At 50.2% G+C, this 12611-nt stretch carries 9 protein-coding genes and 2 pseudogenes; 7 read left to right on the top strand and 4 right to left on the bottom strand.

Annotated elements, in window-relative coordinates:
* Positions 1 to 43: 43 nt before the first annotated feature.
* Both ftsP and ACQG2Q_RS21770 read left to right on the top strand, forming a co-directional pair.
* Entirely contained in the window at positions 44 to 1456 is a 1413-nt protein-coding gene (gene ftsP, locus ACQG2Q_RS21775) for a cell division protein FtsP (RefSeq protein ID WP_063850463.1), read from the top strand.
* A 151-nt stretch (positions 1457 to 1607) separates the two neighbouring features.
* Positions 1608 to 2783 (top strand): annotated as a pseudogene (locus tag ACQG2Q_RS21770) (YgiQ family radical SAM protein); the annotation flags it as partial.
* 135 nt (positions 2784 to 2918) lie between these two features.
* Here the strand turns inward: ACQG2Q_RS21770 and ACQG2Q_RS21765 are convergent.
* Both ACQG2Q_RS21765 and ACQG2Q_RS21760 read right to left on the bottom strand, forming a co-directional pair.
* On the bottom strand, positions 2919 to 3578 hold the full coding sequence (locus tag ACQG2Q_RS21765; protein ID WP_223826471.1) for a hypothetical protein: 660 nt from the start codon (positions 3576 to 3578) through the stop codon (positions 2919 to 2921).
* A 375-nt stretch (positions 3579 to 3953) separates the two neighbouring features.
* Positions 3954 to 4187, bottom strand: coding sequence for a hypothetical protein (locus tag ACQG2Q_RS21760; protein ID WP_012477417.1), 234 nt, complete (start codon positions 4185 to 4187; stop codon positions 3954 to 3956).
* Here ACQG2Q_RS21760 and ACQG2Q_RS21755 point away from each other — a divergent pair.
* From ACQG2Q_RS21755 to ACQG2Q_RS21735, 5 genes and pseudogenes are all read left to right on the top strand, one after another.
* A complete protein-coding gene (locus ACQG2Q_RS21755; protein ID WP_007897923.1) occupies positions 4168 to 5415 on the top strand; it encodes a tyrosine-type recombinase/integrase in 1248 nt (415 codons plus the stop codon). The genes ACQG2Q_RS21760 and ACQG2Q_RS21755 overlap by 20 nt on opposite strands.
* The gene (locus tag ACQG2Q_RS21750; protein ID WP_007897920.1) at positions 5402 to 7168 is read left to right on the top strand and encodes a hypothetical protein; all 1767 of its coding nucleotides are present in this window, start codon (positions 5402 to 5404) and stop codon (positions 7166 to 7168) included. Before ACQG2Q_RS21755 ends, ACQG2Q_RS21750 begins: the two co-directional genes overlap by 14 nt.
* Positions 7156 to 9273, top strand: a complete 2118-nt coding sequence (locus tag ACQG2Q_RS21745; protein ID WP_017384059.1) for a hypothetical protein — start codon at positions 7156 to 7158, stop codon at positions 9271 to 9273. The genes ACQG2Q_RS21750 and ACQG2Q_RS21745 overlap by 13 nt, the downstream gene beginning before the upstream one ends.
* 3 nt (positions 9274 to 9276) lie before the next feature.
* Positions 9277 to 9705 (top strand): hypothetical protein, encoded by a 429-nt coding sequence (locus tag ACQG2Q_RS21740; RefSeq protein WP_017384060.1) that lies wholly within the window; start codon positions 9277 to 9279, stop codon positions 9703 to 9705.
* 90 nt (positions 9706 to 9795) lie between these two features.
* Positions 9796 to 10484 (top strand): annotated as a pseudogene (locus tag ACQG2Q_RS21735) (IS3 family transposase); the annotation flags it as partial.
* 546 nt (positions 10485 to 11030) lie between these two features.
* Here ACQG2Q_RS21735 and ACQG2Q_RS21730 read toward each other — a convergent pair.
* Both ACQG2Q_RS21730 and ACQG2Q_RS21725 read right to left on the bottom strand, forming a co-directional pair.
* A complete protein-coding gene (locus ACQG2Q_RS21730; protein WP_032622084.1) occupies positions 11031 to 11339 on the bottom strand; it encodes an ArsR/SmtB family transcription factor in 309 nt (102 codons plus the stop codon).
* Positions 11340 to 11434: 95 nt separating this feature from the next.
* Positions 11435 to 12559, bottom strand: coding sequence for an alkene reductase (locus tag ACQG2Q_RS21725; RefSeq protein WP_017384063.1), 1125 nt, complete (start codon positions 12557 to 12559; stop codon positions 11435 to 11437).
* Positions 12560 to 12611 lie beyond the last annotated feature (52 nt).

The following is a 12611-nucleotide window of genomic DNA, read 5'->3' as shown; positions in this document are numbered from 1 at the left end:
AAAACGAATTCCCGCGTTGTTAGTCGTTTCAGATGGAGCTTATATGTCACTCAGTCGGCGTCAGTTTATTCAGGCTTCGGGTATCGCCCTTTGTGCGGGTGCGATGCCGCGGACAGCCAGCGCCGCCGGGCAGCAACAGCCGCTGCCTATTCCGCCGTTGATTGAATCCCGTCGCGGACAGCCGCTATTCCTCACGCTTCAGCGTAGCCACTGGTCCTTTACCCAGGGAACGCGCGCGCAGGTATGGGGCATTAACGGACGCTACCTCGGGCCGACCATTCGCGTGTGGAATGGGGATGACGTCAAGCTCATCTACAGTAACCGGACGACGGAAAATGTCGCAATGACCGTCAGTGGGTTGCAGGTGCCGGGGCCGCTGATGGGCGGCGCGGCGCGCATGATGTCGCCGAATGCCGACTGGGCGCCCGTCCTCCCGATTCGTCAGAGCGCGGCGACATTGTGGTATCACGCCAACACCCCGAACCGCACCGCCCAGCAGGTCTATAACGGCCTGGCCGGGATGTGGCTGATTGAAGATGAGGTCAGTAAAACGCTGCCGATCCCGAATCACTACGGTGTTGATGATTTCCCGATCATTATTCAGGACAAGCGTCTGGATAACTTCGGTACGCCGGAGTACAGCGAGCCGGGCAGCGGTGGCTTTGTGGGCGATACGCTGCTGGTTAACGGCGCGCAAAGCCCGTATGTCGAAGTGTCTCGTGGCTGGGTGCGCCTGCGTCTGTTGAATGCCTCTAACTCGCGCCGCTACCTGCTGCAAATGAGCGACGGCCGCGCCCTGCATGTGATTTCAGGCGATCAGGGGTTATTACCTGCGCCGGTGTCGGTGAAACAGCTGGCGCTGGCGCCGGGCGAACGTCGTGAAATCCTCGTGGATATGACCAACGGGGATGAAGTGTCCGTGACCTGCGGCGAAGCGGCAAGCATTGTTGACCGCATTCGCGGCTTCTTTGAACCGTCGAGCGTTCTGGTCTCCACGCTGGTGCTGACGCTGCGCCCGACCGGCCTGTTGCCGCTGGTGACCGACAGTCTGCCGATGCGCCTGCTGCCGCAGGAAATTGTGACCGGCCCGGCAGTACGCAGTCGCGATATCAGCCTTGGCGACGATCCGGGCATCAACGGTGCGCTGTGGGACGTAAACCGTATTGATATCACCGCCCAGCAGGGAACCTGGGAGCGCTGGACCGTCCGCTCGGGGATGCCGCAGTCGTTCCATATTGAAGGGGTGTCATTCCTGATCCGCAACGTCAACGGGGCGATGCCGTTCCCGGAAGACAGGGGCTGGAAAGACACCGTCTGGGTGGATGGGCAGGTAGAACTGCTCGTCTACTATGGACAGCCGTCATGGCCGCACTTCCCGTTCCTGTTCCACAGCCAGACGCTGGAGATGATGGACAGGGGGTCGGTAGGGCAGATGCTGGTGAATCCGGCACCGTAAAACGAGTCGGGTGGCGGCTTCGCCTTACCCGACCTACAGGCCCGTAGGCCCGGTAAGCGTAGCGTCACCGGGCAATAAATACCCCTTCATTTCCCCCGATAAACCAGCGTATAATCCCGCTCCTTTTGTCTATTTTTTCTTCGGAAGCATTATGAGCGCAATTTCCCTGATCCAGCCGGATCGCGACCTCTTCTCCTGGCCCCAGTACTGGGCTGCCTGCTTTGGACCGGCGCCGTTCCTGCCGATGTCCCGGGAAGAGATGGATCAACTGGGCTGGGACAGCTGCGATATCATTCTGGTGACGGGTGATGCGTATGTCGATCACCCGAGCTTTGGCATGGCGATCTGCGGCCGTATGCTGGAAGCTCAGGGTTTCCGCGTGGGGATTATTTCTCAGCCTGACTGGAACAGCAAAGACGACTTTATGCGTCTGGGTAAACCTAACCTGTTCTTTGGCGTGACCGCGGGCAACATGGACTCGATGATCAACCGCTATACCGCGGACCGTAAGCTGCGTCATGACGACGCTTATACGGCAGATAACGTGGCGGGTAAACGTCCCGATCGCGCGACCCTCGTCTACACCCAGCGATGCAAAGAAGCATGGAAAGACGTGCCGGTGATCCTGGGCGGCATCGAGGCGAGCCTGCGCCGCACCGCGCACTACGACTACTGGTCTGACACCGTGCGCCGTTCGGTGCTGGTGGATTCGAAAGCCGACATGCTGATCTTCGGCAACGGCGAGCGTCCGCTGGTGGAAGTGGCGCATCGCCTGGCGCAGGGTGAAGCGGTCAGCGAGATCCGCGACGTGCGCAACACCGCGATCATGGTGAAAGAGGCGCTGCCGGGCTGGAGCGGGGTGGATTCCCGCATTATCGATATGCCGGGCAAAATCGACCCTATCCCGCACCCGTACGGTGACGATCTGCCGTGCGCGGATAACAAACCAGTTGAGCCGAAGAAAGCGGAAGCAAAGGCCGTGGTGGTGCAGCCGCCGCGTCCGAAGCCGTGGGAAAAGACCTATGTGCTACTGCCGTCATATGAGAAGGTCAAAGCTGACAAGGTGCTCTACGCACACGCCTCCCGTATTCTGCACCATGAAACCAACCCGGGCTGTGCCCGCGCGTTGATGCAAAAGCACGGCGAGCGTTATATCTGGGTTAACCCGCCGGCGATCCCTCTCTCTACCGAAGAGATTGACAGCGTTTTTGCCCTGCCGTACAAGCGTGTGCCGCATCCGTCATATGGCAACAGCCGTATTCCGGCGTACGAGATGATCCGCTTCTCGGTCAACATCATGCGCGGCTGCTTCGGCGGGTGCTCCTTTACTCTTGTTTTTATGTATTTAGAGTTAAACTCTACTTTTCTATTTTTAGAATTCAAGCTATTCATCGTAATTGAGAGATATCCTTTTAATGTTCAGCAAGCCTGTTAAAAGCACTTTATCTGAACCGCGTTTTGCCTAAATCCTGCTCAATATATACTCTCCCTGAGTTCTGAAATCCTCAAATTCCCCAATCTTAAAGCATTGATACATAGATGATGTCAGATAATGCGCAATCATCTCACCGCCAATATGGATCCGTTCCGGGTGTGGGTATGTCGCCTGTATAGCCCTTTGTTCATTCATCATTACAGGAATTGTCTGCAACAAATCCCCATCCAAGATTTGGCACTCAGGTTTTACTCCTGTTCCGTATTGTAATTGCTCTGATTCGAAATCATGGACTGAGCGATAGGCGAACGAAACGATATTTCCTGTTTCCTCGCAAATTGCGAACTGATAAACACTGGTTGTCACCGTTGAAGAAGAGGGAATTGCATGGTCATGCTTGTATTGTTTCCACAGCCTCCTTAGACAGGCCGATGTATGATAATTGAGATTTTGTATACCTGATACGACCATTCTGGTTGATGCTTCAAGCAACCAGGTGTTAGAAAATCCACCTGCCCCCGTTCCTGCTATGATGGTTCTTAGCTGGGGGATGTAACCTGCTTTGGAAACAAAAGATAACGGCTCCCCATTATCGGTGACGGCAAGGGTATCTGTTACAATCAGTGCTTGTGCTTCGTCTGTATAAAATATCAGTGATGACATATTTTCCTCATCCAGAAAAGACATTACATGAATCACAGAACAGGTCACTACAACCACGTGAAAGGGAGTCAGACCATTTTCCAGAGGTAAATATATTCTTGTGTTTGGACGCGTTGCGGTTCTCTGTAAAAAATATATAGCACAAACAAAAGTCCCCGCAGGGATAAATATAGTTATATGCGCTTTTTCTGCTGGCTTTTACAATTGAAAGTGACAGGTAAACGAAATGTGTTACAGGTTTCTTTTGCTTTTCGTTGGGTTCTGTATATGCGAATTTACCCTGTGTGTTATTTTTGCAATGGACTCAGGCTGTATTCAATCAATTAAGGTTTACTTCTGGCATTAAGATGTATCCGTTGCCTGTTTTTTAAGGGCACGGTTTGTGCCGGGAAATGAAAATCACATCTTAAGTTCTTCACTCAAAGGATTTGTGATGTTTATCACGTATGGTCCGGGTAACGTGTTGAGGTCAATGTATTGCATCGTGATGGTGTCGTTACATCTTTTACTTTCCTCCTGATTTGCATATTCACTCCCGGCAACCTGGTTGTTTGTTTTTTCTTCTTCCGGATTTATAGTGTAGGCATGAGGTGGCGTTTCAGGGCGACAGACTGTGAGGATAATCACTAACATTCATGCGCGTTATGGGCGTGTCAGCAAACTGGATGCAACAGAGCCGAAACTGAAATTTGAACCCGGATTTCTGTATGCTGAAATACCTTATATTAGCGGCATCCAGAATCGAAAACTGAGCCGATATGTACACTTTTATCTTATGGATAAAGCTATCCTGCAGGCCAGGGATTTAAAGCCTTTAGCCCGGGCATTTTTACGCTGGATAAGGTGGCTGGAGGATAACGGACTTGACCCTTTCACCCCGGGAACGTTGAAATACCAAAGCCCTACATATGGCTTCAGGGAGTATCTTCTGGGGGCCGTAAGGCAGGGGCGCATCGCCTCATCCACCGCGGCGGTGTACATCAGCGTTATCCGACGGTTTTACGTATTTCTGGGCAAGTGTGGTGAGCTGGCTGCCAGCTCATTTTTTACGTTGGTCGAAAAAGTCGTTGACGGGCGACGCAAGGTGATAAGTTCGGATCTTGCCATCAGGATAACCAGCACAACAAAAAGGACAATCAACCCACTGAATGATGCAGAGGTTCATATCCTGGATGAGGCACTGAAATCTGAGTCCGGGTTGTTCAGTTTAATGATTGTGCTGATGAAAAATTGTGGGCTACGGCTGGATGAAATGCTGACCCTGCCGTCGTCACTCTTTACTGAAGAGTACCTTGCCAGTGTCCCTGTATCTGAGTTGACCATCAGGGGGCTTCATATTGGTCCGAGATGCGGAGTTCATACGAAGTTTGGGATGACGCGAGAACTCTTCATCACCAGACGATTGTACGAGCAGGTTCTGGATTATCTGGCGGATGAGGAGTATGAAAAGAAGATCCAAAAATGGCGTGCACGACAGGGTGGGGAAGGGCGGCACGAGCCTTTATTTTTAATGGCAAACGGGAAACGGATGTCTGAAAAAGCCTTTTACTCCCGCTGGTACAGTTTTCGCCATCGCCTGGCCCGGTCTGCTCCGGGAAATGTGTTCAGACATAAACCCCATGATTTGCGGGCAACGTTTGCGACCCATTTTTTACGCTCGGCACTGAGTTGCTATCCCGATCAGGCCGCAAATGCGCTGGGTACAGTAAAATACTGGATGGGCCATAAAAGCGAAAATACGACGATGAAATACATCGTCTTTCTTCAGCAAAACCAGATTTCTGATGCAGTCGCCGGGGTCATGGACGCATTGATTGACGGTGCTGCAGGTCGCGATGGAGCCATATATGAGCCGGAGTGAAACGCAGATAACGTGGATGGCCGAAAATGTGCTGTCATGGGAGACGGTCAGCGGACACATCACTCAGCGGGATCTGAACCGATATTATTTACTTGACGTTTATCTTCAGGCTCATTTTTCAGATTATGTGTTGCTCCCCGGATGGTTTAGTGAACATTCGCATCTTGCCCGCCCTGAAAAACGCGATTTTATTGCCTCTCTGAAACGATTTCTTCTGTCTTACCGTCCCGCCGGAAGGTTAACCATTTTCCGTTATCTCAATATGTTTTTTATATGGCAGTCAGTCAATCAGTATGACTATGGCACGGCTGAAGGCGTTGAAATGTATATTAAACATCTCATGAACGATATTCGTCGGCGAAAAATTTCAGTCAGGATGGCAAGACACTACTTGTCCGTGGTCAACCGGTTTTTGCTTACGGGCGGGCAGATTCAGAGGCGGTATGAATATGAATTCTTACCGAAAGGAACGTATCAGCAGCAGGGAAGGGATAGCTATACCAGGAATGAACTTTCCGAGATCCTGAGGCAGTTGTCATCCATGAATGAGTTCCTTGCGGGATGTATCCGGGAGCATATCGCTAAATCGGAAAAAGGGGTGCGGCATTTCTCACCGTCTTTGCTGGCACCTGTTTATGAAGCGTATTTCCGGTATCCGGGAGAGAACGGGGTCAGCAGGGCAGAGATCATCATCAGGGACGTTCTGGAAAATTACTTTCTTACTTCTTTTTTTCTGTTCTGTTACCACACATGGGGAAACACCTCTCAGGTTCTGGGTCTGACGCGGGATGATATACATCTGGATGAAAAGGGTATCAGCACTGATTATGTTTATAAGGGGAGAGCGAATAAGTATATACGTCTGACGATAGGTAAATCGGAGTATGTGACCAAACGTGCGGGCTATTACTGGTTTCTGTCTTTTATCAGGCTCAGGGACGACATCGTTAACTATCTGGTTTCCGCAGATAACTTCCCTCCGGTACAGGCGCTGTTTCTGAGTGAGCCGCAGGTGAAATTCCGTAAGCTTTATTCTCTTAATCCCAGTCATCTGACTAAATTTTCTAACTCTGAGGGGGCGTGGGCCACGATGCGGCAGCTTAATCCCTCGCTTCCATCAATTACCGTTTCTGGCTTGCGCAAAACGTCTGAGCAGTATACGGACAGAACATTAAAGAATGGTCTGATTACGGCGGAAAAAGCACAGCATAACTGGGGCACTTACAGGCGGAATTATGCTGCAGGTAACCCACAGGGGGCGAAGGAAAACTTCAGTGCTGCACTTGATACGCTTATGAATCAGGGGATTGCGACACGTGCGTTATCCGAGCGGGTAAAAGTTGCTGATGAGCTGGGGATCGATCTGCGTGGAAGCGATGAGGGTGTGGATCTTTTATTGAATGGCCTGGGATGTCGATCGCAGGAGCCGCCTACAGATATTGAATTGCGCTTTATAAAAAAGCAAAAACGATTTGGCCGGACACCAAAGGCTTGTGCGGATTTTTCTCATTGTGTCGAATGTTCAAAAAGTTGCGTTGTGGAAACGCTGGAGTCTGTATGGCTCCTGCTGTCATTCAGGCATGCTATCGAGTATGGAAAACCGTTGTACATCGGTTCGGTCAATGCTGTGGAGCGTTATGAAACGTTACTCCTGAAGATTGATTTACGGCTTGGGCTGGTAGATGAGGCGACCCTGAAAAAAGCGCGCGTTAAACTTCAGCGAGAAGGTGTGGCTCCGGTATGGCAGATTTGAAGAAAAAAGAGGTAAGCCGTAGTCGAATGGCGGAGTTTCCTGCCGGAACGCCGCTTCGTTCAGGGGATGAGTTTCCGACTGAGGATATCATCTGTGAGGCACTAGAAAACAAAAGCTTTGAACGTCTGAATAACTGCCTGGTTATCGCCAGCTCAGATGAACATGATATGCGTTTTATCAATGAGGAGACGCTGAATATTTATTTCAGGGATGATGTCTGGACCAATCGCTATGTCAGAACCCATATTGGTGAAACGTTAAGAACCGTTAATTTTTCAGGCATACGGGATCCTGAACTGCGTCTTGAAGCCAAAATCATCTCAGCCAGCCTGCTCTGGATTGTCGGCAGGACCGCGAAGACGCAGTCACTGATCCGGAAATGTGCAAACATTGTGGCGGGAGCCCGTATTATTGAGTCTATGGGGTATCGCAGTCTGTTTCAGCTTCGTTTTCCGCTTGTCCGGAATGCTTTCATTGTAAAGATGAAGGAGGAGGATGAGCACGGCAGGAAGCGTTCTGAAAGAACATTACGTAATTACTTTATGGACCTGGCGGATATCTCGCTGACAGGTCATACCCGTCTTCGAAAATACGGTTACTTTCCTGATATTAGCTTCGACAGTTACAACAGTGTGGATGATTCAAACCAGACATATTGTATGCCTTTCAGTCTTATGATGTCTGTCTGGGAAGGGCTGATTACTGAACTGGATGCTGAAATCAGTGATTTCGATTTTGACGGGTTTTCCCGGCTGTGCGCTATCATAAACGGTTTTTATGATTCGCCTTACTATACGTCGATGCTGGAAGCCCGTAAAAGAGGGACAGCAAAAAGCATACCGGATTACCGGGCCGCGTATTACTACAATATTGTTGCCGGGGAAATTCGGGCGCTTTTCGCGACACTTGGCCCCGGGATGCAGGGCTGGTTCTCGGTACATAAAAATAAGCGCTGGAGATCTGATTTTATTGGCGTTGATCACATAAAGCTGAACACCTGGCATTTTGAGCTGACGTTAAAAGTCATGAATGTGATACAGGCCATGTCGGGGATGAGACACAGCGAAGTGCTTGGCGTGATGCACGGTTCACTGATTTATGATGGTGATATCCTGGGACTTCGTTCGGTGTTGCATAAGTTCGCCCCGGAAGGTGGAAGTCACGAAGACTGGGTTGTTTGTCGCTATGTGGAAAAGCCTTTTCAGCATTTACGCAGAATTAATCAAATCATGACAGGCCTGGACGGGAAGACGCTGGACAATGTTCCATTGTCTTTAAATATCAGGTCGTGGTTCTCGGAGCAAAAACTCTCTTTTATGGGGACGCAGCGCCAGACTGAGTGGGCAAAGAAATTTGTGAAAAGACACCATCTGTTCATCCGACGTGACCATATTGATGAGTTCAGGCTTTTAAATCCAAACATACGTGATGATGAACGCGTTGCGATGGAGATTCGGGAGGGGGCTTTCTGGCCATTGCGAACCCATCAGTTTCGCCGTTCACTTGCTGTACACCTCAGGCGTCTTGATCTGATTTCTACTAATGATCTTATCCGGCAGTTTAAGCACTTAATCAGAGGCATGACGGAGTGGTATATGTCCGGTGCACTCAACGCTTCGCATTTTAGCCGGGCGATCCCTCAGGCATTCGCTGCCGAGATTGAAAGGGTTGATACCGAACTCTCAGCTTCCAGGGCTGTTTCTTATCAGCATGAAGGCCTGCTTTATGGCGAAGGCGGGAAGTTACTGATGTCCCAGAGAGGTGGGCACTTACATCAGATGACGTTTCCTACACTGAAAAAAGCGATGAGCATGGCTAAACGAGGCGGGCAAAAACTGGTATCTCTTGGAAACGGTTTTTATTGCATGAATGGCCATGACTGCGAGTTTAAGGCGGTTGTTCAGTCAGCGTCCTGCAATCCGGGATGTGAGAACATGCTGGCCGGAGCTGATTCTGTTCCCGTGTGGAAACGCAGGATGGCTCATTATGACAACCTTCTGGAGATTGCCGTGCGAAATAATGCTCCTCAGGCTGACAGGGATTTTCTGATGCTTGAGAGAGATTTTTATGCAGATGCTGTCCGCTTTTTTGAAAAGGATGAATAGAGCATGACGAACGAACAGTCGGGGGTTAAAAAAACACAGGCAAGAGCAGAGCAGGCCCTGAGGGAACTGATGTTATCAGGGGAGCGTATCAGCCAGTATGCTGTGGAAAAACGAGCGGGGCTGGCAAACGGCACCCTGAATTATAACTGTCCTGAGTACAGGCAGGTCAGGGAGGCTATCCGCAGTCTGAAAAAAACGTGCCAGGGCACCGCGCCGGTTGATGAGCAGGGCATTGAGCAGCAGATCAAGCTGAAAGAAAAGTATCGCCGTCAGAGAAATGAGCTGAGGGAAGAAATCAAAAAGATGATGGCTGAAAATGTAGAGCTGTTACATAACCTTATACTTTTACAGCAGTATGTCAGGGAGCTTGAACGCAACACCGGGAGGGAGAAAGGGGACGTCATTCCGTTCTCGGGTGGTGTCAGGGACTGAGGCTATACTGAACGGAAGGACGCGAGGTGAATCGCCACGGGTTTAACAGACACCTCAGAGTCATTTAAGATGGCTTAAAGAGAGGTGCCCATGAGCGGTAAGCGTTATCCCGAAGAGTTTAAAATTGAAGCAGTCAAACAGGTTGTTGATCGCGGTTATTCTGTTGCCAGCGTTGCAACGCGTCTCGATATCACCACCCACAGCCTTTACGCCTGGATAAAGAACTACGGTCCGGATTCTTCCACTAATAAAGAACAGTCAGATGCTCAGGCCGAGATCCGCCGTCTTCAGAAAGAGCTGAAGCGGGTTACCGACGAACGGGACATATTAAAAAAAGCCGCGGCGTACTTCGCAAAGCTGTCCGACTGAGGTACGCCTTTATTCGTGACAACACCTGTTGCTGGCCTGTTCGCCTGCTCTGTCGGGTGCTGGATGAACATCCCAGTGGTTTTTACGCCTGGCTTCAGCAGCCGCATTCACAACGCCATCAGGCAGACCTGAGACTGACAGGACAGATTAAACAGTTCTGGCTGGAATCGGGATGCGTCTATGGTTATCGCAAAATCCATCTGGATCTGCGGGACAGCGGGCAACAGTGCGGAGTGAACAGAGTCTGGCGACTGATGAAACGTGTCGGGATAAAGGCTCAGGTCGGATACCGGAGCCCGAGGGCATGTAAAGGCGAGGCCAGTATCGTGTCGCCCAACAAGCTCCAGCGACAGTTCAATCCGGATGCTCCGGATGAGCGTTGGGTAATCACAGCGTGGTTTCCTCAAACCCTCGCTGTGAATTAACTGAAATACTTCATTGAAGCTGTAACCAAACAGTTAACTGAAACAATGAGCCCGCAGAGCATTGCACAGCGATGACACCATTTGTTGAGCTTCACCGTTTTCGCATACAACCGTCCGGGATTTGGAAAAGCACTGTCTTTTTGTACTGACCGATCATGATTAAGTGACACCTCTTCGAAAAAGAGAGCGCGATGAGCGATTAATATATGGCTCGAAAGACAATTATGTTGGGCTTTTATGACCGCTGTCAGAGGTATTATCTTACCCGGACGGCAACAGGGTCGGAATGTCATCAGCGGCACTGTAACAAGCTATCCGCCATCTTAAATATCTGCAGGTCCTTTCACCGAGTATGCACACCAACCGACAGAGTGATTTGACCCAAACTGGTGGATATTTTGCAAAACTATTAGCCTCTTATGACCGGTCTGCAGCCTGATATTGAGGAATTAGTGCGCTTTCATGGAATGCCTGCCGGGATCGCAAGTACGAACCCCCGGTACTGTTACACTGAATGTGCTCAGTCCTGTATCAGATTGTATTTTTCAGCAACTCAAGAACAACCCTTATTTTATCATTGTCACGTTTGTAGTACGTCCAGGGACCGATGCGCTGAGAAGTAACAAGTTGTGCCCGTTGAAGAGCTGAGAGGTAAAGAGAAACGGTAGACTGTGAGAGCCCGACCTTTTCCTGAATGATACTGACACACACACCGAACTCGTCCGCATCAGCATAAGGCTGATGGAAGTGTATTTTCGGTTCCTTGAGCATATACAGAATTTTTCTTCTAACAGGGTTTCCCAGCGCCTTAATCACGTCATTCAAATCAATATCAGGCATAAACTCTGTCACTTGTCGCATTGAGGAATTGCAATGTTACGATACTTCTCTACGTTAAGCATCAGCTTTTGAAAAGCTGATGCTCATAAGAATGGTTAGCCAAAGGCGGGATAATCTGTGTAGCCTTTTGCCGTTCCACCATACATGGTTGTTGGATCGACCGGATTCAGTGGCCATTCATGATAAAGGCGCTGCGGTAAATCCGGATTAGCTATGAACGGGCGGCCAAATCCGATAATGTCTCCCCAGCCAGCACCGATAATCCGTTCGGCTTTTTCTTGCGTATATCGCCCGGCATACATAATTACACCGCTGAATAATTTACGGACTTCAGCTCTGAATGCTTCAGGCAATTCGGGAGCATCATCCCAGTCGGCTTCAGCAAGAGAAATATAGGCTATTCCGATTTCTTCAAGAATTTTAACGGCTTCGGTATAGGTTTCATGGGGATCATCTTCCACCAGGCCAAGATAGACCCTTACTTCATCCGTGGTCTGAAAGAGCGGAGCAAAACGGACTCCCACACGGTCTTTACCGACCACATCAGCGACAGCCTGCGTCACTTCGCGCAGAAACCGCAGCCGGTTATGTAATGAGCCACCATATTCATCCTCTCTTTTGTTGCTATGGGATGACATGAACTGGTTAACCAGGTATCCATTTGCACAGTGAATTTCCACACCGTCAAAACCGGCATCAAGGGCGTTCTGAGCTGCCCCGGCGTACATCCTGACAATCTCACTAATTTCCTCTTTTTCCAGTGCGCGGGGGCAGGAAGCGGTAGCCAGCGCCCCCTCTCCCGGCCCGGTTTCGATGAATACCTTAACGTTTTCCCCTGCCGGTATCGCCGACGGAGCGACAGGCGAGGCGTTACCTGGCTGCAGGGAGTTATGGGATACTCTTCCGACATGCCAGAGCTGGGCAAAAATGATGCCTTCTTTTTCATGCACTGCCCGCGTCACTTTCTTCCAGCCTTCCACTTGCCGTGAGCTGTAGATCCCCGGGGTCCACGCATAACCCTGCCCACGAGGTTCGATTTGTGTTCCTTCGGTCACCATAAACCCGGCACTGCTGCGCTGTGCGTAATATTCAGCCATCAGTTCGTTCGGAATATCACCCGGTTGTGAGCTCCGTGAGCGGGTTAAAGGCGGAAGTACAACACGATTCTTCAGGGTGTAGGGACCTAGTCTGGTGGGAGAGAACAGGTTTTTCGTCTTCATTACATATCCTGATATAGCGAATTTTCAATATCACTGAAACGCCATGTCTCAG

It is taken from the genome of Enterobacter cloacae complex sp. 370H10 (genome assembly GCF_050031535.1).
GTDB lineage: Bacteria > Pseudomonadota > Gammaproteobacteria > Enterobacterales > Enterobacteriaceae > Enterobacter > Enterobacter intestinihominis.
The sequence above is the reverse complement of the archived record's forward strand: the minus strand, read 5'-3'. Positions and strand labels throughout refer to the sequence as shown.

What these genes read in the sequence shown, in the direction of transcription:
- ACQG2Q_RS21730 (WP_032622084.1), bottom strand. Translation starts at nt 11,339, where the DNA reads ATGCCTGATATTGATTTGAATGACGTGATTAAGGCGCTGGGAAACCCT.
- ACQG2Q_RS21740 (WP_017384060.1), top strand. Translation starts at nt 9,277, where the DNA reads ATGACGAACGAACAGTCGGGGGTTAAAAAAACACAGGCAAGAGCAGAG.
- ACQG2Q_RS21750 (WP_007897920.1), top strand. Translation starts at nt 5,402, where the DNA reads ATGAGCCGGAGTGAAACGCAGATAACGTGGATGGCCGAAAATGTGCTG.
- ftsP (WP_063850463.1), top strand. Translation starts at nt 44, where the DNA reads ATGTCACTCAGTCGGCGTCAGTTTATTCAGGCTTCGGGTATCGCCCTT.
- ACQG2Q_RS21725 (WP_017384063.1), bottom strand. Translation starts at nt 12,559, where the DNA reads ATGAAGACGAAAAACCTGTTCTCTCCCACCAGACTAGGTCCCTACACC.
- ACQG2Q_RS21765 (WP_223826471.1), bottom strand. Translation starts at nt 3,578, where the DNA reads ATGTCTTTTCTGGATGAGGAAAATATGTCATCACTGATATTTTATACA.
- ACQG2Q_RS21745 (WP_017384059.1), top strand. Translation starts at nt 7,156, where the DNA reads ATGGCAGATTTGAAGAAAAAAGAGGTAAGCCGTAGTCGAATGGCGGAG.
- ACQG2Q_RS21760 (WP_012477417.1), bottom strand. Translation starts at nt 4,187, where the DNA reads ATGTTAGTGATTATCCTCACAGTCTGTCGCCCTGAAACGCCACCTCAT.